The sequence below is a fragment of the Rhizobium sp. CRRU65 genome (assembly GCF_048551595.1).
Classification (GTDB): domain Bacteria; phylum Pseudomonadota; class Alphaproteobacteria; order Rhizobiales; family Rhizobiaceae; genus Rhizobium; species Rhizobium leguminosarum_J.
This window is the reverse complement of record NZ_JBLYZH010000003.1, coordinates 144,659-163,722: the sequence shown is the minus strand read 5'-3', so window position 1 is coordinate 163,722 and position 19,064 is coordinate 144,659. Positions and strand designations below refer to the sequence as shown.

The 19,064-nt window shown below is 58.8% G+C and carries 19 protein-coding genes; 6 read left to right on the top strand and 13 right to left on the bottom strand.

What is annotated here, in order from left to right; all coding sequences use genetic code 11:
* Window positions 1–11: 11 nt before the first annotated feature.
* The 5 genes from ACM5SV_RS07105 to ACM5SV_RS07085 all read right to left on the bottom strand — a co-directional run bounded on the left by ACM5SV_RS07105 (window position 12) and on the right by ACM5SV_RS07085 (window position 6,607).
* Entirely contained in the window at window positions 12–1,655 is a 1,644-nt protein-coding gene (locus tag ACM5SV_RS07105) for an ABC transporter substrate-binding protein (protein ID WP_222016855.1), read from the bottom strand.
* A gap of 37 nt (window positions 1,656–1,692) precedes the next feature.
* Complete coding sequence (locus ACM5SV_RS07100) at window positions 1,693–2,751, bottom strand: dipeptidase (protein WP_222016857.1); 1,059 nt, start codon at window positions 2,749–2,751, stop codon at window positions 1,693–1,695.
* Between the two features lie 256 nt (window positions 2,752–3,007).
* Window positions 3,008–4,033, bottom strand: coding sequence for an ABC transporter permease (locus tag ACM5SV_RS07095; protein WP_012759467.1), 1,026 nt, complete (start codon window positions 4,031–4,033; stop codon window positions 3,008–3,010).
* 34 nt (window positions 4,034–4,067) lie between these two features.
* A complete protein-coding gene (locus tag ACM5SV_RS07090) occupies window positions 4,068–5,609 on the bottom strand; it encodes a sugar ABC transporter ATP-binding protein (RefSeq protein WP_012759468.1) in 1,542 nt (513 codons plus the stop codon).
* Window positions 5,610–5,677: 68 nt separating this feature from the next.
* Window positions 5,678–6,607: a sugar ABC transporter substrate-binding protein gene (locus ACM5SV_RS07085; protein ID WP_012759469.1), complete on the bottom strand. Its 930-nt coding sequence runs from the start codon at window positions 6,605–6,607 to the stop codon at window positions 5,678–5,680.
* A gap of 375 nt (window positions 6,608–6,982) precedes the next feature.
* Here ACM5SV_RS07085 and ACM5SV_RS07080 point away from each other — a divergent pair, with 375 nt between their 5' ends.
* Window positions 6,983–7,480 carry a DUF1993 domain-containing protein gene (locus tag ACM5SV_RS07080; protein WP_012759470.1) on the top strand — a complete coding sequence of 166 codons (498 nt, stop codon included), beginning with the start codon at window positions 6,983–6,985 and terminating at the stop codon, window positions 7,478–7,480.
* A 155-nt stretch (window positions 7,481–7,635) separates the two neighbouring features.
* Here ACM5SV_RS07080 and ACM5SV_RS07075 read toward each other — a convergent pair whose 3' ends face one another.
* Window positions 7,636–9,195 (bottom strand): alkaline phosphatase family protein, encoded by a 1,560-nt coding sequence (locus ACM5SV_RS07075; RefSeq protein WP_222016859.1) that lies wholly within the window; start codon window positions 9,193–9,195, stop codon window positions 7,636–7,638.
* Window positions 9,173–10,156: a UDP-glucose 4-epimerase GalE gene (gene galE, locus ACM5SV_RS07070; protein WP_222016861.1), complete on the bottom strand. Its 984-nt coding sequence runs from the start codon at window positions 10,154–10,156 to the stop codon at window positions 9,173–9,175. The genes ACM5SV_RS07075 and galE overlap by 23 nt, the downstream gene beginning before the upstream one ends.
* A 264-nt stretch (window positions 10,157–10,420) precedes the next feature.
* On the opposite strand from galE, the gene ACM5SV_RS07065 reads away from it, so the two are divergent.
* Together ACM5SV_RS07065 and ACM5SV_RS07060 are read left to right on the top strand one after the other, a co-directional pair.
* Entirely contained in the window at window positions 10,421–11,065 is a 645-nt protein-coding gene (locus tag ACM5SV_RS07065; RefSeq protein WP_012759473.1) for a ThuA domain-containing protein, read from the top strand.
* Window positions 11,066–11,130: 65 nt separating this feature from the next.
* Window positions 11,131–11,700: a GNAT family N-acetyltransferase gene (locus ACM5SV_RS07060; protein WP_222016864.1), complete on the top strand. Its 570-nt coding sequence runs from the start codon at window positions 11,131–11,133 to the stop codon at window positions 11,698–11,700.
* A 33-nt stretch (window positions 11,701–11,733) separates the two neighbouring features.
* Here the strand turns inward: ACM5SV_RS07060 and ACM5SV_RS07055 are convergent, their stop codons facing one another.
* A complete protein-coding gene (locus ACM5SV_RS07055; RefSeq protein ID WP_012759475.1) occupies window positions 11,734–11,988 on the bottom strand; it encodes a DUF2934 domain-containing protein in 255 nt (84 codons plus the stop codon).
* 201 nt (window positions 11,989–12,189) lie between these two features.
* Here ACM5SV_RS07055 and ACM5SV_RS07050 point away from each other — a divergent pair, with 201 nt between their 5' ends.
* Complete coding sequence (locus ACM5SV_RS07050; RefSeq protein ID WP_222016867.1) at window positions 12,190–13,626, top strand: DUF6880 family protein; 1,437 nt, start codon at window positions 12,190–12,192, stop codon at window positions 13,624–13,626.
* 34 nt (window positions 13,627–13,660) lie between these two features.
* Window positions 13,661–14,221, top strand: a complete 561-nt coding sequence (locus ACM5SV_RS07045; protein ID WP_222016869.1) for a DsbA family protein — start codon at window positions 13,661–13,663, stop codon at window positions 14,219–14,221.
* Between the two features lie 67 nt (window positions 14,222–14,288).
* Here ACM5SV_RS07045 and ACM5SV_RS07040 read toward each other — a convergent pair whose 3' ends face one another.
* The 5 genes from ACM5SV_RS07040 to ACM5SV_RS07020 form a co-directional block, all read right to left on the bottom strand.
* Window positions 14,289–15,164, bottom strand: coding sequence for a hypothetical protein (locus ACM5SV_RS07040; RefSeq protein WP_419425168.1), 876 nt, complete (start codon window positions 15,162–15,164; stop codon window positions 14,289–14,291).
* A 771-nt stretch (window positions 15,165–15,935) separates the two neighbouring features.
* Window positions 15,936–16,580: a hypothetical protein gene (locus ACM5SV_RS07035; protein WP_222016878.1), complete on the bottom strand. Its 645-nt coding sequence runs from the start codon at window positions 16,578–16,580 to the stop codon at window positions 15,936–15,938.
* 18 nt (window positions 16,581–16,598) lie between these two features.
* Window positions 16,599–16,892 carry a hypothetical protein gene (locus ACM5SV_RS07030; RefSeq protein ID WP_222016880.1) on the bottom strand — a complete coding sequence of 98 codons (294 nt, stop codon included), beginning with the start codon at window positions 16,890–16,892 and terminating at the stop codon, window positions 16,599–16,601.
* A gap of 51 nt (window positions 16,893–16,943) precedes the next feature.
* Window positions 16,944–17,303: a hypothetical protein gene (locus ACM5SV_RS07025; protein ID WP_222016882.1), complete on the bottom strand. Its 360-nt coding sequence runs from the start codon at window positions 17,301–17,303 to the stop codon at window positions 16,944–16,946.
* A gap of 141 nt (window positions 17,304–17,444) precedes the next feature.
* Entirely contained in the window at window positions 17,445–18,248 is an 804-nt protein-coding gene (locus tag ACM5SV_RS07020) for a hypothetical protein (RefSeq protein ID WP_222016884.1), read from the bottom strand.
* Between ACM5SV_RS07020 and ACM5SV_RS07015 the strand changes: the two genes are divergently transcribed.
* Window positions 18,230–19,051, top strand: coding sequence for a hypothetical protein (locus ACM5SV_RS07015; RefSeq protein ID WP_222016888.1), 822 nt, complete (start codon window positions 18,230–18,232; stop codon window positions 19,049–19,051). The genes ACM5SV_RS07020 and ACM5SV_RS07015 overlap by 19 nt on opposite strands.
* Window positions 19,052–19,064: the final 13 nt, after the last annotated feature.

Sequence of the window (19,064 nt, the reverse complement as noted above, 5' to 3'; positions counted from 1 at the left end):
ATCCTGCCGGACTATTCCTTGCCGATCGGACCGACGAAATTGGTGTCGAAGCTCGGACCCAGTTTGAAGTCCTTCAGGCTCTTGCGGTAGCCGGCCACCTCGATCTGCTGGAAGATGAAGACGAAGGGGCTGTTTGCCAGGTACTTCTTCTGGATATCCTGGTACATGGCGGCGCGCTTGGCGCCGTCGCGTTCCAGAAGTGCGGCCTTGGATTGCTTGTCGAGTTCCGGCGCTTCCCAGGTGTTGCGCCATGCGAGCGTCTTCACCGTGCCGGCATCGGAATTGTCGGGGTTGCCGGTGAAGGTGTCGGCATTGGAATTCGGGTCGAAATAATCAGAGCCCCAGTTGCCGATATACATATCGTGGGTACGGGCACGATATTTGGTCAGCGTCTGCTTGCCGTCGCCGGGGATGATTTCCATCTTCACGCCGGCCTGCGCCAGCGTCTGCTGCATCGATTCGGCGATACCGGTCACCGGCTGGCTGTTGCGCACGTCCATGGTGATCGAGAAACCGTCGGGTACGCCGGCCTTGGCCAGCAGTTCCTTGGCCTTGGCGACATCGAGCTTGTAGGGGTTCTCATCGAGTGCGCCGAGCTGACCCTTCGGCAGGAAGGTCTGATGGATCTCGCCGATTCCCTTGATTAGCGTTGCGCCGATCGCATCGTAATCGACCAGATATTTGAAGGCTTCCTGGACTTCCGGCTTCTTCAGGTTCTCGTTCTTGTTGTTCAGGCTGACATAATAAATCGTGCCCTTCGGCGCACTGGCTGTCGCCAGATCCGCATTCTTCGACACCGCGTCGATGTCGCCCGGCTCGAGGTTGCGGGCGATATCGATGTCGCCGGCTTCGAGCGCCAGCCGCTGGGCAGCGCTTTCCTTCATATAGCGGTAGATGACGCGGTTGAGCTTTGCCTTGTCACCATAATAATTGTCATTGCGCTCCAGCACGACGACTTCGTTGGCGCGCCATTCGCGCATCTTATAGGCGCCGGAGCCGGCATAGCCGGTCTTCAGCCATTCATTGCCGAAGTCGTTGTCGTATTTGTGGTCGGCATCGGGCGCCACCGCCTTCACATGCTCCAGCACCAGCTTCTTGTCGACGACGGAAGCGACGGTTGCCGTCAGGCAGTTGAGCACGAAGCTCGGCGCATAGGCCTTATCGACCGTGAAGACGAAAGTGCCGGCATCGGCCGCCTTGGCTTTTTCCGCGACGTTATCGCCGGTCAGACCGAACTGGGTGAGGATGAAGGCTGGGCTCTTGTCGAGCTTGACGGCACGCTCGAACGACCAGGCGACGTCTTCGGCGGTGATCGGGTTGCCGGAGGCGAATTTCAGGCCTGACTTCAGCTTGAACGTATAGGTAAGACCGTCATCGGAAACGCTCCAGCTCTCGGCCAGATCGCCCTTCACCTTGGACGTGTCGTCCATGTCGAGACGGACGAGCAGGCTGTAGCTGTTGGTGGTGATTTCGGCGGTCGAAAGCTCGAAAGCCTCACCCGGATCCATCGTGATGATATCGTCGATGGCGAAACCTTCGACCAGCGTATCCTTCGGTGTCTCGGCAAAGGCCGAGGGTGCCGCCATCATCAGGAGCGAAAGAGCGGCTCCCGCGGAAAGCAGGCGAAAATTGCGGCTGAGTTTGGTCATCATCATGGTCTGTTCCCCTGTTTTTTGATTGAATACGAAAGGCTTAGGCGTGGTCCTCCCGCCAAGCCTGGGCCAGAATGCGAAGCCAGTTTTCACGGGCAAGTTTTGCCAGGTCGGCGTCAGCATAGCCAACCTCTCTGAGAGCGGCAATCAGCTTCTGATTACCGGCTGCATCACCGATTTCCTCCGGAATGGTGGCCCCGTCGAAGTCCGATCCGAGCGCTACGCAGTCGATGCCGATGCGATTCACAAGATAGTCGATATGGCGGATCATGTCGGCAAGCGGCGTGTCGCTGTCTGAGCGGCCGTCGGCACGCAACATGGCGGTGGCATAGTTGATGCCGACGAGCCCGCGGCTTTCGCGGATCGCATCGAGCTGCCTGTCCGTCAGGTTGCGCGCGACCGGCGTCAGGGCGTGGGCATTGGAATGGCTGGCGACCAGCGGCTGGTCCGTCTTCTTCGCCACGTCCCAGAAACCCTTCTCGGTGATATGGGCAAGGTCGATCAGGATGCCGAGGCGATTGCATTCCCTGACCAGCGCGAAGCCGGCATCGGTAAGGCCCGGCGCCGTGTCCGGCGACATCGGGAAGGCGAAAGGTACGCCGTGACCGAAGACATTGTGCCGGCTCCAGACCGGACCGAGCGACCGCAGCCCTGCCGCGTAGAACACCTCGAGCGCCGAGAGATCGACACCGATCGCCTCGCAGCCTTCCATATGCATGACGGCGGCGAAAATGTTATCCGCCATGGCGCCGCGGATATCCTTCACCGTCCGGCAGAGCCGCCAGGCGCCGGCCTGGTCGAGCCGCAGCGCGATCGCCGCCATTTCATTGGCGATGGCAAGGGATGGCAGCGGATCGAGAGGGGCCGCCATCGGCGTCATATAGCGGCCGTGGGCATCCGGATCGGCGAAGACGAGATCGCCCGAGGGAATATAGATGGCACAGAGACCGCCTGAAAGACCGCCCTCTCTAGCCCGATGCGCATCGATATGGCCGACCGTCGTGCCGTCTGCGAATTCCGCGATCGGGTCGCTGCCGTCTTTTGAATGTGTCCAGAGTCGAAGGAGAACGTCGTTGTGACCGTCAAATACGAATTGCATCTGTCTTCCTGCGCTGCCCTACTGCATAATTCCTTAAATCGGAATCGATTTAAGAATAAAATTATGCAGCATTCAAAGTGCTACAGCGTCCTTTGCGCGTCTTTTCAGACGCGCGGCGCTGTAGAGGGCGAATGAAGCGGCCAGAATAGAAAAGCTGACGGAATTCGCCACTTCTTTTTTTATAAATCCGTCGGCGCCGAAAATGAAACGGGGGCCGAAGCCCCCGCAAAAACCATCGGATCATACCGCCAGAGGATTAGTGCTTGCGGCGTTTCTTCTGTCTGTAGACGTCGATGACGACAGCCGCGATGATAATGAGACCCTTGACGATCTCCTGGTAATAGGCGTCGATCCTGAGGAACGTGAAGCCCGAGGTCATGACGCCGAGAATGATCGTGCCGATGACGGTGCCGGTGATGCGCCCGACGCCGCCGGTGAGCGAGGTGCCGCCGATGACGGTCGCAGCGATCGCGTCGAGTTCATATCCGACACCCATGCTGGCCTGTGCGGTTTCAGCCCGGGCCGCCGTGACGATACCGGCAAGGCCGGCGAGCAATCCGGCAATCACGTAGACCTTGACGAGATGCGCCTCGATGTTGATGCCGGAAACGCGCGCGGCCTGCGGGTTCGCGCCGATGGCATAGGTGAACTTTCCATAACGGGTGTAGCGCAGCGCAATATGAAAGATCAGCGCAACCACCAGGAAGACGACAACCGGCCAGGCTTTCGTTCCGATGAAATGAAACTGCTCGGTGATCCCGGAAACCGGCTGCCCCTTCGTATACCACTTCGCCACGCCCCTCGCCGAAACGAACATGCCGAGCGTGGCAATGAACGGTGGGATCTTCGTGTAGGCGATGAGCGCGCCGTTCGCGAGGCCGGCGGCCGCCCCGATCAGCAGACCAACGACGATCGGCACGAAAGCCGGCAGGTCGGTCAGCGAGGGAAAAACGGCTCGTCCCCAGGTGGAGGACTGAGCAAAGCTTGTTGCGATCATCGCCGTCATGCCGACGACCGACCCTGATGAAAGGTCGATGCCGCCGGTGATGATGACCTGCGTGACGCCGACGGCGATGATGCCGATGACGGAGACCTGCAGGATCATGATCGTCAGACGCTGCGAATTCATCAGGAAGCTTTGGCCGATGAACATCCAGCCGAGCACTTCGTAGATGAGCGCGATGCCGACGAGCACGAGGAAAATGCTGAGCTCCGTCGGTATGCGCCGCCGCCTTTGCCGGGTTGCGAGCGGAGCCGCGCCCTCTGCTGCCTTGGTAGTCATGTCAAACCTCCCTTGGGCAATCGCCGTCAACGCATCACTGCGCCGCCAGCTCCATCACCTTGATCTGCGTTGCTTCGTCGCGATTGAGGAAACCGGTCACGCGTCCCTCGTGCATGACCATGATGCGGTCGCTCATCCCGAGAACTTCGGGCATCTCGGACGAGATCATGACCACCGCCACACCATCTCGCGCCATTTCCGTGACCAATCGGTGGATTTCCGCCTTGGCGCCGACATCGATGCCACGCGTCGGCTCGTCGAGGATGAGGATGCGCGGATTGGTGAGCAGCCAGCGCCCGATCAGCACCTTCTGCTGATTGCCGCCCGAAAGATTTTCCACCCGCTCGTACAGATTGGGCGTTTTCACGCGCAGCTTTTTTGCCATGTCTTCGCAGGTTGCCTCGACTGCGCCCTGCTGCACGAAGCCGCCCTTGACGTATCTGTCCTGTAGAACGGCGATCTGCATATTCTCGAGAATATCGAGGATCAGCAGGCAGCCGGTATCTTTGCGGTCCTCAGTCAGGAACGCCATCCGATTGCGGATGGCCTCGGTCGGCGAAGAAATGGTCACCGGCTTGCCGTAGAGCTCGATCGAGCCGGAGCTTGCCGGCGTCACCCCAAACAGCGTTTCGGCGACATTCGACCGGCCGGAGCCGACGAGGCCGGCCACGCCGAGGATTTCGCCGGCCCTGACCTCGAAGGAGACGTTGTTGAAGACGCCCTTGAGACAAAGATCCTTGACGGAGAGCACGACCTCGCCGATCGGCACCTCTTCCTTGGGAAACATCTGGGTAATCTCGCGCCCGACCATCATGCGGATGATGTCGTCGCGGGTGACGTCGGTCGAGGCATGCGTGCCGATATATCGGCCGTCGCGGAAGACGGAGAACTCGTCGGCGATCTCGAAAAGCTCGTTCATCTTGTGGGTGATGTAGACGATGCCGATGCCTTGGGCCCTGAGGTCGCGGATAATACGGAAAAGATGCTCGACCTCGCGCTCCGTCAGCGCCGAAGTCGGCTCGTCCATGATCAACACGTCGGAATTATAGGAAACCGCCTTGGCGATCTCGACCATCTGACGGTTGGCGACCGAGAGGTGGCGGACCTCGATATCGGGGTCGATGGCGATATTGAGCCGAGTAAACAGTTCCTCGGTCATGCGATGCATCACGCCGTGATCGATGAAGCCGAGGCGGTTCTTCGGTTCGCGGCGAATCCAGATATTTTCGGCAACCGTCATGAACGGCATCAGGTTCAGTTCCTGATGGATCATGGCAATGCCGTTCTCCAACGCGTCGAGCGGAGATTTCAGTTGGATCTCGATCCCTTTCAGCCGAATATCGCCCTTATCGGGCGTGTAGATGCCAGCGAGGATCTTCATCAACGTCGATTTGCCGGCGCCGTTTTCGCCCATCAGCGCATGCACGGAGGCGCGCTTCAGCCGGAACTGCACGTCGTCGAGTGCGACGACACCAGGAAATTCCTTGCGGACACCCTCGGCGCTCAAGAGATATTCCGCATTCGGGACCGCGCCGCTCGCGCGCACGGCGGCCATGGTTGTCGGACTGACGGCCATATCATCTCCTCCGGATACGGGCAGGCGAAAAGGATGCGGACAAAGCCCGCATCCTCTTAGCGTTCGCCTCAGTTCTTGGTGACGAAGTCCTTGACGTTGGCAGGTGTGACGAGCTGGAAGGGAATGTAGACCTTCTTCTCGATCTTTTCGCCCTTGGCGAGCTTGAGCGCTGCATCGAGCGAGCCCTTGCCCTGGCCGGCGGCATCCTGGAACACCGTGACGTCGAGATCGCCCGCCTGCATGGCGGCAAGCGCATCCTGCGTGGCGTCGACGCCGCCGACGACGACCTTGGTCATATCCTTGCCGGCCGCCTTCAGCGCCTGAATGGCGCCGATCGCCATTTCGTCGTTGTTGGCGATCACGGCGTCGAATTCGATGCCGCTCGAGAGCCAGTTGGTCATCAGGTCGGCGCCCTGGGTGCGGTCCCAGTTGGCCGTCTGCTCTTCGACGATCTCCAGGCCCTTGCATTCATCCGTCTTGATGACGTCGTGGATGTCCTGGGTGCGCATGCGCGCAGCCTGGTTGGAAAGCTCGCCCATGATGACGACGGCCTTGCCCTTGCCGCCGAGAATGCGGCAGATTTCCTTGGTTTCCAGCGTGCCGGATTCCTGTTCGTTGGATGCGACGAAGGCCTGCTTGTCCGGCAGCGTGTCGACGTTGACCGGCTGACGGTTGACGTAAACCAGCGGGATGCCGGCATCGGCCGCGAGCTTCGACATTGCCGTAGTCGCATCGGTATCGACAGGGTTGACGATGATCGCATCGACCTTGGAGGCGATGAAATTCTGGATCTGGCTCTGCTGCTTGGAAACGTCGTTCTGTGCGTCTTCGACCTGCAGCGTCACACCGCTCAGTGTCTTTGCATAATCGGTCATGCCGTTGCGCAGAACCGTCAGGAAATTGTCGTCGAATTTCGCCATCGAGACGCCGACAGTTTCCGCGTGAGCGGCCGTCGACATGACGAGCGCCATCGCAGTGCCCAGGATAAACTTTTTCATTTTCACTTCCTCCACAAAGCGGTGCCCGGCTGCACCCTCCTCACGCCGGAGCTCCAGGCATTTGCTCTGAAGCCGCAATTCCCCTGCGCCACCTCTCCCGCGGCGCTCCGCAAAACGGAACAAACAAACCGTTAAATCTGTTCTGCGGAATATTCATTCCATTTTCTGGGAACGGCGTCAAGTATCTTTAGCGGCGACGAGATATGGATGAGAGCGAAATGCCACGGGGCCTCACGACCGACGCCCACATTCCTCGTGTTGTGAAAGACCAAGCGAGCATCCATCTATGGGAGGATCGAAGGCAGGCTCACGGCCGCAGGCGCCTTCGACCTCTCGCCGCGACCCAATCATTTGAAGATTTTGGAGACAGGACAAATGTCCATTTCGATGTATCGCCTCACCGTTCCAATGTTCCAGCGCGGCCTCGCCAGTCTGAAAACCTACCTCGACAAGGCCGAAGCCTATGCGAAGGAAAAGAATATCGATCCCGCCATATTAGCCGCCGCTCGCCTGGCGCCCGACATGCTGCCGCTCTCCGGCCAGTATCAGCGCGCCAGCGACAGCGCCAAATTTGCGCTCGCCCGCCTGACGGCGACCGACGCCCCGAAGTTCGAGGATAACGAAACGACGTTCGACGACCTGCGCGAGCGCCTGGCAAAGACCGAAGCCTATCTCGCCGGCTTCTCGGCGGAAGCATTGGAAGGCACGCAAACCCGCCAGATCACCCTGCCGGGAAAGAGTGGTATCGTACTGCCGGGTGACGAATATATCGCCACCTTCGCCCTGCCGAATTTCTATTTCCATGTCGCGACGGCCCACGCCATCCTGCGCAACCAAGGCGCACCGATCGGCAAACGCGATTATCTCGGCTGAACCCCCGGTTCGGCTCGGCTGAACCCCCGGTTCGGCCCGGCTAGACCACTGCATAATTCCTTAAATCGGAATCGATTTAAGGATAAAATTATGGAGCGATTCAAAGTGTTACAGCGTCCTTTGCGCGTCTGAAAAAGACGCGCGGCGCTGTAATATCAGGGCCGGTGCGTCACCGGCCCTCTTTCCGTCAGCTCGGTATAGGCGAGCGTCTGATCGAGATGGCGTGCGCGGAGCGACAGCAGCTTCTCGGCATAGTCGAGCCGTATCGCCGCATAGGCCGGATCCGCCGCGACATTGTCGAGTTCCATCGGGTCGTCGGCAAGATTGAAGAGCAGCGGCGGCAAGGCGGTGAAATGCACATATTTGAACCGCCCGTCGCGGATCACCGCGAGATTGCATTCGTTGGACCGCAGCCGGAAATGCTGCTCGGCCTCACCATGCGCAATGTCGCGGAAATCGAATTCCCAAAATGCCGCGTCCCGCCAGCCCTTTCCGCTGCCACCCCTGACGAACGGCATGAGCGACCGGCCATCGAGCCCGTTCTTCGCGTCGATGCCAAACCTTTGGCAAAGTGTCGGAAAAATATCCGCAGCGCTGGTGAATTTGTCGACGACCCCACCCGCAGCACTGCTTGCGGGATCGCGGATCACCAGAGGAATATGATAGCTGCCGTCGAAGAAACCGCCCTTGCCGAGCATCCAGTGATCGCCCGCCATCTCGGCGTGATCAGAGGTGAAGACAACAAGCGTATCGTCCCAGGCGCCCGCATCCTTGAGGGCCTGCCAGATGCGGCCGAGCTGCGCATCGACCTCTGATATCATGCCGTAATAGATCGCCCGGATCGCGGCGAAATCCTCGGCGTTCCAGCCGCTGAGCGGCCCCGTTGCGCCGTGGATAAAGCTGCCCTTGTCAGCGCGCGGCATGGCATAGGCGAGGTAGGGATGGCTGACCGGTTCCGCTTCGCGGTTTGTCGCGCGGGCAAAAGCCGGTCCCTCGCCTGGCTTGACCATCCGGTTGAACGGCTCCGGCACGGAGAACGGCGGATGCGGACGTAAGAAGGAGACATGCGCAAACCACGGCCTGTCCTGTTCGCCCATCCAGCGGATGAACTCGCCGGCCAGGAAAGCCGTTTGGGTCTCGTCGCGCGAATAGGCCGGCGCCGCATTTGAAATTTCTCCGGCTCCAGCACCAACAGGAATATGGATATCGCGGCTGACGGCATCGGCATGGCCGCGAGACCTGAGCCAGGAGAGCCACTGTCTTTCGTGCTCGGGCAGAAGCTGGCGGGCCGTAAAGCCCGGCAGCACGCCTTCGTAGCTCGTTAGATGCGGATCGCCGCCATCCATCCCGCGCGGATCGGGCGCCGTATCGGTGTAGCCGAACAGCGTCGGGTCGTATCCCGCCCGCCGGGCGGCCAGGGCCAGATTGTCGAAGCGGGCATCGAGCGGCGAACCGTTGCGGCAGACCCGGTGGTTCATCTGATAGAGACCGGTATAGAGCGTGGCCCGCGCCGGTGAGCAGGGCGCCGCGCCGGCATAGTGCCGCCGGAACAGGGTGCCTTCCCGCGCCAGAGCATCGACGCCAGGTGTCTTTACACAGGCATGACCGACAGCCGACAGGCAATCGCCGCGCCACTGATCCGCCGTGATCAGCAGGACGTTCGGCCGGCGCGCTTTCTCGATGCTGGTTGGCTCAATGCTGGTTGGATTTTGCATGCCAGTCCCAGGCGGAGCGGATGATCTCGGACAGATCATATTGCGGCACCCAGCCGAGCACGTCGCGCGCCTTGTCGTTATTGGCGACCAGCGTATGCGAATCGCCTTCGCGACGGCCGATATATTCGACCGGGAAAGGCCGGTTCGATACGTCCTCGATCGCGCCGAGCAATTCCTTGACTGTCGTGCCGGTGCCGGTGCCGAGGTTGAGCGCGACGGAATCGCCGCCCTTCAGTAGATATTCGACGGCGCGCACATGCGCATCGGCAAGATCCAGCACGTGGATATAGTCGCGCACACAGGTGCCGTCGCGTGTTTCGTAATCGCTGCCGAACACCTTGAAACCCTGACGGCGGCCGAGTGCCGCGTCGATCGCCAACGGTATTGCATGCGTTTCCGGTTGATGCCATTCGCCGATCCGGCCCTCGAAATCGGCGCCGGCCGCATTGAAATAGCGCAGTACCACCGAGCGCAGGCTCCTGTAATGGTCGTAATCGGCAAGCGCCTGTTCGACGATATATTTCGTCCGCCCATAGGGATTGATCGGCACCTGCCGGTGCGTCTCGTCGAGCGGCACGCTCTGCGGCAGGCCGTAGGTGGCGCAGGTGGAGGAGAATACGAAGGCGTTGATGCCGGCCGCCTGTGCCGCCGAAAGCAGTGTCAAAGTGCCGATCACATTGTTCTCGTAGAAGGAAACCGGATCCTTGACCGATTCGCCGACCTCGATCAGCGCCGCGAAATGCAGGATCGCCGCCGGCTTGTGTTTGGCCAGCACCGCGTCCAGCCGGGTGCGATCGCGAATATCGCCTTCCTCGGCCGGCCCCCATCTGACGAACTCGCGATGGCCGTTCGAAAAATTGTCGAAGACGACAGGCGTATAGCCCTTGTTCGCCAGGTCGAGGCACGTATGCGAGCCGATATAGCCGGCGCCGCCGACGACAAGAACCGTTTCACCTGCCATGCACCACCCTTATTTTTCGTTGAGAGATGGGAGAAACCTAGACGAGATACACGTCAATAAAAAGAAGGAACTGCGATCGGCGTCAACGGACAATACGTCAAATGCCGAAGCCACGTTCGACCGGGTGCGATCCGCCTGCGCAATATATGCCGGATCAGAAGGAAGCATAAATTATTCGCGTGATTTGCATAGCGGCCCGATCTAAGGCGCTTGCACCACCATGTGATGATCAACGGTCCGCAGCCATCAGACAGGAGAGCGCGAATGAGGAAGGCATTGGTCGTTTGGGGCGGCTGGCAAGGCCATGAGCCGGAGCAATGTGCCGATATCGTCGCCGATCTCTTGCGCGAGGACGATTTTACCGTCGAGGTGACCGGCGATCTCGGCGTATTCGGATCTCCGACGCTGGCGAAAGCCGATCTGCTGGTGCCGATCATTACCGGCGAAAAGCTTGAGAAGGAGCATGCCATCGGCCTCGTCGAAGCGGTGCGCGGCGGGCTCGGACTTGCCGGCCATCACGGCGCGCTCGCCACGTCCTTCAAGGAAAGCGCGCCTTTCCGCTATATCTCCGGCGTCACCTGGGTCGCCCATCCCGGCAATATCATCGACTTTCGCGTTGCCGTCACCCGCCAGGACGATCCCGTCATGGAGGGCATTCCCGATTTCGACTATCGTTCGGAGCAATATTATCTCCATTATGATCCGACCGTCGAAATCCTCGCGACCACCACCTTCACCGGCGCCTACGATCCGGCGGCCCGCAATGTGGTGATGCCCGTCGTCTTCAAGCGCCATTTCGGCGCCGGCCGCATCTTCTATTCCGCCCTCGGCCATGTCGCGGCCGAATTCGACCATCCCTACATGCCCCTCATCCTGCGACGCGGCCTGAGCTGGGCCGCACGCCAGTAACGTCGGGACGAGCCGCACGCGGGCGACCGCTTGCCGATCGTCGGCCCGCGCCATAACTTGCCCGGATGCCGGATCGCTTCTCTTTCTTCCCCGCCACCGCCGGCCGCCTGGCCGATATAGAAGCGGTCTTCGACGATTGCGCCGACGGCCGGAATTGTCGCTGCGCCTATTGGTATCTTCCGAATGCCGACTACAAGGCAGGATGGGGCGAGGGAAATCGCAACTGGTTCCGAAGCCTGCTCGCCGAACCGCGCCCGCCCGGCATTCTCGGCTATCATGAGAACGAGCCGGCCGGATGGTGCGGTGTCGCGCCGCGCATCGTTTTCGACCGGCTGCGCCGTTCAAAACCCTTTGCGCCGGTCGATGACAAGCCGGTCTGGTCGATCAATTGCTTCATCGTCCGCAAGCCGTTCCGGCGGCAGGGATTATCGCGACTGCTGCTGAAACATGCCGTCGAATTTGCGACGGCGAACGGGGCCGAATGTCTCGAGGCATACCCCGTCGACCAGGCAGCCCGCGCTTCGAAAGGAGCCGAGCTTTATCCGGGAACGCTCTCGATGTTTCTGGATGCCGGTTTCACCGAAGTGGCAAGACGCCTGCCGGGAAGACCGGTCGTTCGCCTGGAATGCCGCTGAATATTTCGGCAACCCAGGGATTGATAATATGGCTTAGCGGGCCGCCTTGATCTGCCGGTCGTTCTCGACGGCGGGAGCCGCCTCGTCATAAATCCGCAGCAGCCGTCCGGCTGCCTTCAGCTTCTCGATGAGGTCGTTTCCATCAGGCGAGGCCTTCGTCAGCTCCAGCTGTTCGAACTCCCTCAGCGCCTGCGCCCAATGGCTTTCCCCACGCCCATCCGGCCTGCCTTCCGATTCCCATAGTGAATAAGCGCGCTGGCTGACCCAGGCGTCTTTATTATGGCTCATAATCAACCCCAGCGAGAAATTTGGAAGCAATATTCGACAAGCAACAAGGTGCCAAAACCGGCTTTAGGAGTCGTTACGAGGCAGCGTTAGTTTTTAGCTAATCCGAGGTGCCCGAGGGATTATCCCGTGCACACATTCCGAGACCTTGGCCTCGTACCGCCTGCAGGGTAGGGTCACCCGCAGAAACGACAGCGATGACCGATGGCAGCCAAGACGACACTCAATGCGACGAATCTCGAATCCCTTGGTGCGCAGCGCCTTGCTGAGCTGCTGATCGAGATCAGCATGGGCAGTGCTGCCCACAAGCGTCGGCTTCGAATGGAGCTTGCCGGCAATCACGGCGGCGCCGAGGTGGCGCGTGAGGTGCGAAAGCGACTTGTCAGCATTGCCCGCGCCCGCACCGTCATCAACTGGCGCAAAGTGAAAGCGCTGAAGAACGACCTGGAAACGCAGCGCAAGACGATCGCAGAGACGGTTGCAGCCGATGATCCCCAGGAGGCTTTCGAACTGATATGGCAGTTCCTCGCATTGGCGAATCCGATCTTTGAGAGATCCAGTGACAGCAGCAGTTCTCTCATCCAAAGTTTTCATCAGGCTTGCGAGGATGCTGCCGCAATCGCCGCCTCCGCCAGAATCGACTCCAATGTCCTGGCCGATAAGGTGTTCAAAGCCGTGCAAGACGATGGTTACGGCCAATACGACAACCTGATTTCGGCAATGGCGCCAGCTCTCGGCAAGGATGGTCTCGATTGCCTGAAAACGCTCTTCGTTCAATGGTCCAAGGAGCCGAAAGACAAGCCGACGAATGACAAGCGCCAGGTCATCGGCTGGGGTAGCGCGGGCCCCCTTTACGAAGACGAGATCTACGGCACTCAGCGCGATCTGACGGTGCGCATAGCCTTGCAGGAAATTGCCGACGCCCAGGGCGATGTTGATGCCTACATCGCTCAGCAATCCGAGAAAATGCGCAAGATGCCGATGATTGCGGCCGACATCGCCAATCGCCTGGTCTCGGCCGGCCGGGCGAAGGAAGCACTTGAGGTGCTGAATGAGGTCGATGCGACAGGCCGGGCCGGCATGCCATTCGAATGGCAACTCGCGCGCGTCGAGACGCTCGAGGCCCTGGGGCGACGAGAGGAGGCCCAAACCTATCGATGGACGTGCTTCGAGCAGTCGCTGCACGATCAGCATCTCCGCGCCTTCCTCAAGCGACTGCCGGACTTCGACGATCTGGAGGCCGAGGAGAAGGCATTCGCCCATGCTCAGGCTTTCCCGGACGTCCACCAGGCGCTTGCATTTTTCCTGCTTTGGCCGGCACCGGCCGAGGCAGCAAAACTCGTGATGAGGCGGAAGGCGGAACTGGATGGCAATCTCTATGAGCTGATGCCGGCGGCGGCCGAAGCTCTGGCGGAGAAACATCCGCTTGCGGCAACCATCCTCTTGCGCTCCATGATCGATTTCGCGCTCGATAGCGGCCGGTCCAGCCGCTATAAGCATGCGGCGAGGCATCTTGCGGACTGCGCATCGCTTGCGCCTCATATCAATGACTTCGGCGACACAAGACCCCATGACATCTATGTCGCAGAACTTAAGCGTCGGCACGGCAAGAGGCATGGCTTCTGGAGCCTGGTGACCTAAGTCGCTTCAGATATCTCACCTTCGGAGGAATTCCATGACGACCACTTCCTGGCATGCCGATCCGCTCACTTGGGGCACTGGACCCCGCATCTTCGAAGCCTTTCTGGAGCCGACTTGCCCCTATTCGGTCAAAACGTTCAACAAGCTCGATGACCTGCTGAGCCAAGCCGGCGAAGACAAGATCACCGTGAAGATCCGCCTGCAGTCGCAACCCTGGCACATGTATTCGGGCGTCCTCGTCCGCTGCATCATCGCAGCCTCAACGTTAGAAGGCGGCAAGCAGACAGCAAAGAAGGTGATATCAGCCATCGCCGCCCATCGCGAGGAGTTCGAATTCGAGCGTCATGCCGGCGGCCCGAATATGGATGTGACGCCGAACCAGATCATCGAGCGCCTGGAAGGCTACAGCGGCGTCAAGCTGAAGGAAGCCTTCGCAATCCCGGATCTCGACCGGGAGATCAAATGGCACTGCAAATATGCCCGGCAGAACGGCATCCACGTCTCGCCAACCTTCATGATAGACGGGCTGGTACAGTCCGACATGAGCAGCGGCGATGAGGTTGGCGTCTGGGTGAAGAAGGCGCTCGGTAGCTGACGCTGGTGGTGGCAGGGACTATTCCACCCGCGTATCTGTCTCCAGCCTCCTGCAACAATCTGACAAACTAAACTGTCCAGAATGACGAGGCATATGGATGTACAGCCTCCATTGAAGATCCGTTTTCAGCAATCAAAGCCTTGAACCTCTCCAACCGCTCTTGCACGATTGGGGGAAAATTCGCAATTGGGACGGCACCCCTTCCGAAGTGGGCCTCAAACTCTTGGCCTATCTTTTCGACAGTTGCTATCGTGTAGTCGATATCCTCGACGAGCGCCTCACTGATTCCCTCGGCAAGAACGGTTAGTTCGTGCATTCGAGGGGCGACTGCACGATATTGGTCTTCGGTTAGAATCGTTGTGCCAAGCGCTCCGGTCATCGATGCAGGCATTACGTCGGTCAGCTGCGTCCGGCGCTCGTTGAATGTCCGCACCGCCTCTACTAGCGAATAAAATTTCTCCGACAGCAGCATCAGATCGGTGGCGGTCTGTCCCTTTCTCATCACAAACAGAAGCGCTATTTCGTCTTCGTCAATTCTGGTTGGGTTCAACGGCAAGCCACTAATTGGCAGCAATCTTTGCCATAACGCGATATTCTGATTGCCGCCTGCCCGAGCTTCTTCAAGCGCGTCTAAAAACGTTGCGAGGATGGAGTAGAGCTGGTTGGAAATTGTAAAAACCTTTGCAGTGATCTTCACTGCGGCTGCCTTCTGCTTTTCGAGCCTATCACCCTCTGCTTGAGCTCTATTTCGTGAGAATTCCTGGCGGGAAACGAGCGCTTGAATACTACCGGCTATACCGGCGCCGACAACCGCGCCAATCAAGGTCGATACGGCAGTAATGCCGCTGTCCGTCGTCCAATACTCCAAACTCCAGATGCTTTTCGTGTCGCTTATGAGGAAGCGCCCGATCGCATCCAGAATGCTTTCTTGAAAATTCTTCACTGCTATTGGCTAACTTTTTGAGTGTGGGGCGGGCGCGCCGAATTTGACGCGCCCGGGATAGTTAGGAGTTCAGGGTGACACGTCGCCAAGGCAACTGCGACGGATGGACATTTCGCAGGAACCGCACAATGTCCTGCCGGCCATATGTTTCGTGTCGCTGCGCTCCGAGCAACACGACAGGCTGTCCAAGCCGAACGGCTAGAGCCGAGATCACGCCATCAGCCTCTCGACGATTATGGATGACATGGTCGCGGACGGCTGCTACCGCGAAGTTGATACCCTGCTCACGCACGAGCGCAATTTCCCATTGAGACATTATGCAGCACTCCTTCGCGATCTTGCGACGGCTTCGCTGCCATCGTGCTTATGACCTTTAAGGATCTCATTGATCCGACCGGGATTGACGCCATAGCTCGCCGCGGTCGTGTGCTGATATTCAGCCTGCCCAATGGCGAAGCCAGACGTCGACGGCGTCGTCGAACGTCAGGCGGTGGGGCTGTGGATATTTACTCGACATTGTCAGTCCTCTCTAAAAAGGACCGGTCAGGCCTTGACTGCTCCCGCCATTTGACTCAAGGTCCGGCGGTGATCACACAGCAACCTGACCGGGTTGCCACTACTTTGGGTCGACACGTCTCGAACACGTGTCGACCTAACCATTTGAGCGATTCGCGGTTGAAAATCGAATCCTATGGTTGCAAAGATACCGCCCGAGTGCCGCTTTCCACAGGATTCACGGCATTGCTGTAAAGCTGGTTGGCTGTGACGACATCAACCCCCATCACCCTTAACCAACGCGCTGATGCAATTAGCGAAGTTCGCCCCTGTCTCCGGTGAATGAGTTCTAACGCCTTCATCCGATGTTGCTTTCACATCCAGCTCAAGCGGGAGAAGAATGTCAGTGTCACCGCCGGCTTTATTGAAGGCGACAGTGACTTTGTTAGTTTGAGCTGCGGCGGCCATGATTGCCAACGTGGGATCGATATTGAAGATCGAAAAGAGCGCACCAGGTGTGTCCGACGGCGTTGACGCGACGAACGCCGACAGGTTGGTTTGGTAGTCATTGCCAATCAGATACGCACGGCTCGGCGCCGCCGGAACCAACTTGAAACCCTCTTGCGGCGAGACAACAACCTCATTCACCACCACCTTAAGCGTGGTGCCGACGTTGCTGCCGGTGTTGATGATGGATATCGAGCCATCGACCTTCAGATACTGTCCTTTTCGATAGGTCCAGTCCTGTGTCAGGGCGCTGAAGACGTATTGGCAACCGGAAAGCCGTCCCTCAATCATTGAAGGTTCCGCGCGCACGGTAATCGTCCCGAGCATGCGAGCGATCACGACGTCAAGCGCACTGGCTCTAGCGTTGCCGCAGACTGCGGCGAGAAAACACGCTGCGAAAAACAGACGTTTCATAGATGCTTTCCTTTCACGTTAGCGTCGCCGAGTGTAGCTGTGCACATACGTGCCGTTCTTGCGATAATAGCCGCCCACATAGACGCTTCCGCCATAGCTCGGCGCCGGCCTCGCCCAAGATGAATATCCATCATAGCCACCAGGCCGAGAGGCCGCGCTTCGGGCGCCGCAGCGATGACCAGCAGCGTCGAGGCTATCCGGCGTCGGGCAGTTGCCGGTGTAGACGCGCGTCGACGGGGCGTAGGTGCTCGAGACGGCATAGACTGGCGAGGCCGTGCTGCCGGCGACATTGTTGTCGGACGGGAGCGTCACTTTTGCCCAATCGGTCGACGAAGCGCTGGTCGCTGGTGAAGCCGGGCGGGGCTAGCACCGCGCAGCGCGGCCGAACGCGATATTGCCGCGGGAGCCGTCGGCGAGCGTGACGGTTCCCGTTCCGCTCATACCGTCGGGCGATCGCAAGACTGAGATCGTGCCGTAGCGGCCATCGGAGCAGCGCACCGGTGCCGATATGACGGGCCGAGTGTCGAGAGCGTCATAGTTCCCGCTGCAGGAGGTATCGCCTTTCGGTGTGGCGACCTGGAACGTGCCTCCGCTCAAGGCCGCGGTCGTCGTGCCCATCAGTGCCTGGCCATCATTCATCTTGACCGCTGCCGGCAGCGTGATGTTCCCGCATCCTACCAGCGGAAGCACCGCAAGGAGGCCAACTATCGTTCTCGATTTCATGAAGGCGCCCCAACTAATGATGGAAGTATTAAATCAACTAAAAGGCGTGTCCATAGGACAACCGGACATTAATTGGTATTTCAACGTCTGATGCGGCATTCACTTCATCAAACGTTCTAGCAGCTCGGGGCGATATTAATGTCAGCGCCTCGCTGCCTTGCTGTCACGAATTCGGCTGGTAACGATCGCCGCAATTTTCAGGCCTATATCCTGTTTAATCAGTCCTTTAGATTGCCATCTATCTTGGCAGCGCTCGATCGCCTGAAGAATGAACACGTTGGGGTTTCCTTTGATAGAAAACGGTTCCAGATGTTCAGTCGCCGCTCCCCCCAGGTCCGACGGGATGGGTGGAACTTCGACGTCGAGGCAATAAGTTTTTTCTATCGCTTCCCGATAAGAAACCAACGAGTCGATTGATCTTTTATCAGAGATCATGTGCGACGCGTCAACAACGGTCACCGACGATCCCTGCAGCACACTAAGCAGCTTTTCCGCTCTCGGAGATGGTTCGTTTTTCTTGAAGGTCTCGAGCAGTTCGTCGACGAAAGATTGAACTTCCCGCATTGGCCACTTCGCTAACTGTCGGACAATTGCAAGCTCTGACGCCCCAACTGCGCTTTGCTGGTTGTAGAATACCGTTCCAGTACCATAGATATCTGCTTCTTTATTTTCAGGTGGGGGCGCCTCGTCGCGCCGGAAGTAGCTTATTGAAATAAACATTACGAGTGTGAATGTAAGTATAGCTGCCGCCTCACGTAATTTAGACACCGCATAGCCCTCCTGCAGCGGACATGATGTTATGTAGAATAGACCAATTATGGAAGCGCGGCGAACTAAACCTTTTGCTGTTACCTGACAAAAGCCGACAAGGGAGGATGTTAAAGATGAGGTCACCAGCGCGAACGGGCTTTGGAAGGGGCAAAGGCATGCGGCATCGCTTGTCATTCCTATTGAGTTTCGTCTCAGCGTTTGTTGTTATTGCAAATGCCGCTGCTGCCGTGGACATCCAAAAGATCGCCGGGCACGAGATCGCGGTCGAAGGCACGGCTTTCGACAATGAATTGAAGGTTGACGGTCGCAGTATTCACAAAGACGCGATCATCGGGTTCAAAGAAATCGCCATCGTTGACGGCACGCCCGCTCTGATCGGCTACTCCGCGAACGGAGGCAATGCGTGCGACAGCTCGCCTTTTGTCTTATCCTTCCCTCCTGGCGGCGAACCCAAAATGGATGGACCAATCGACACTTGTTTTTCGGTGGAACACCAAGTGGAAGGCGACCGCATCCTATTTTCAACAAACCCTGGTCCAGGTCATGACTCAGAACGCTGGAGCTGGACGCCCAAGGACGGCATTGCAGAACTTGCGGCGGAGCCATTCAAAGCCAACACCGCAGCTGACTGGAGCAATTTGCGCGAGCGAAAATTGAAGCGTCCTTCTGAGGCATTCGCGAATGCCGGGGTTGTGGCCAGCATCAAGAATCTGCTCGGGCCGGATTTCGCGTGGTATCAGGAACTTATGAACGGCGTCGCCGGCGGCGAATTCAAAGGCGATGACTATGTCGGCACATCTTGCCGACCGCATATGTGTTCGGATGAAGCGGGACTGCTATTCCTCGCATCGCGTCAGAAAGCGGTCTATGCGGCCTGGAGGCCCGATGGCCAGAAAATCGTGGTCCGACCGCCGATTAAGCAATGGCCTGAAAAGGCGAAACTCGAATTGCGCGCTTGGGCGCGAAAATGGCAATAAACGTCACCTGGAC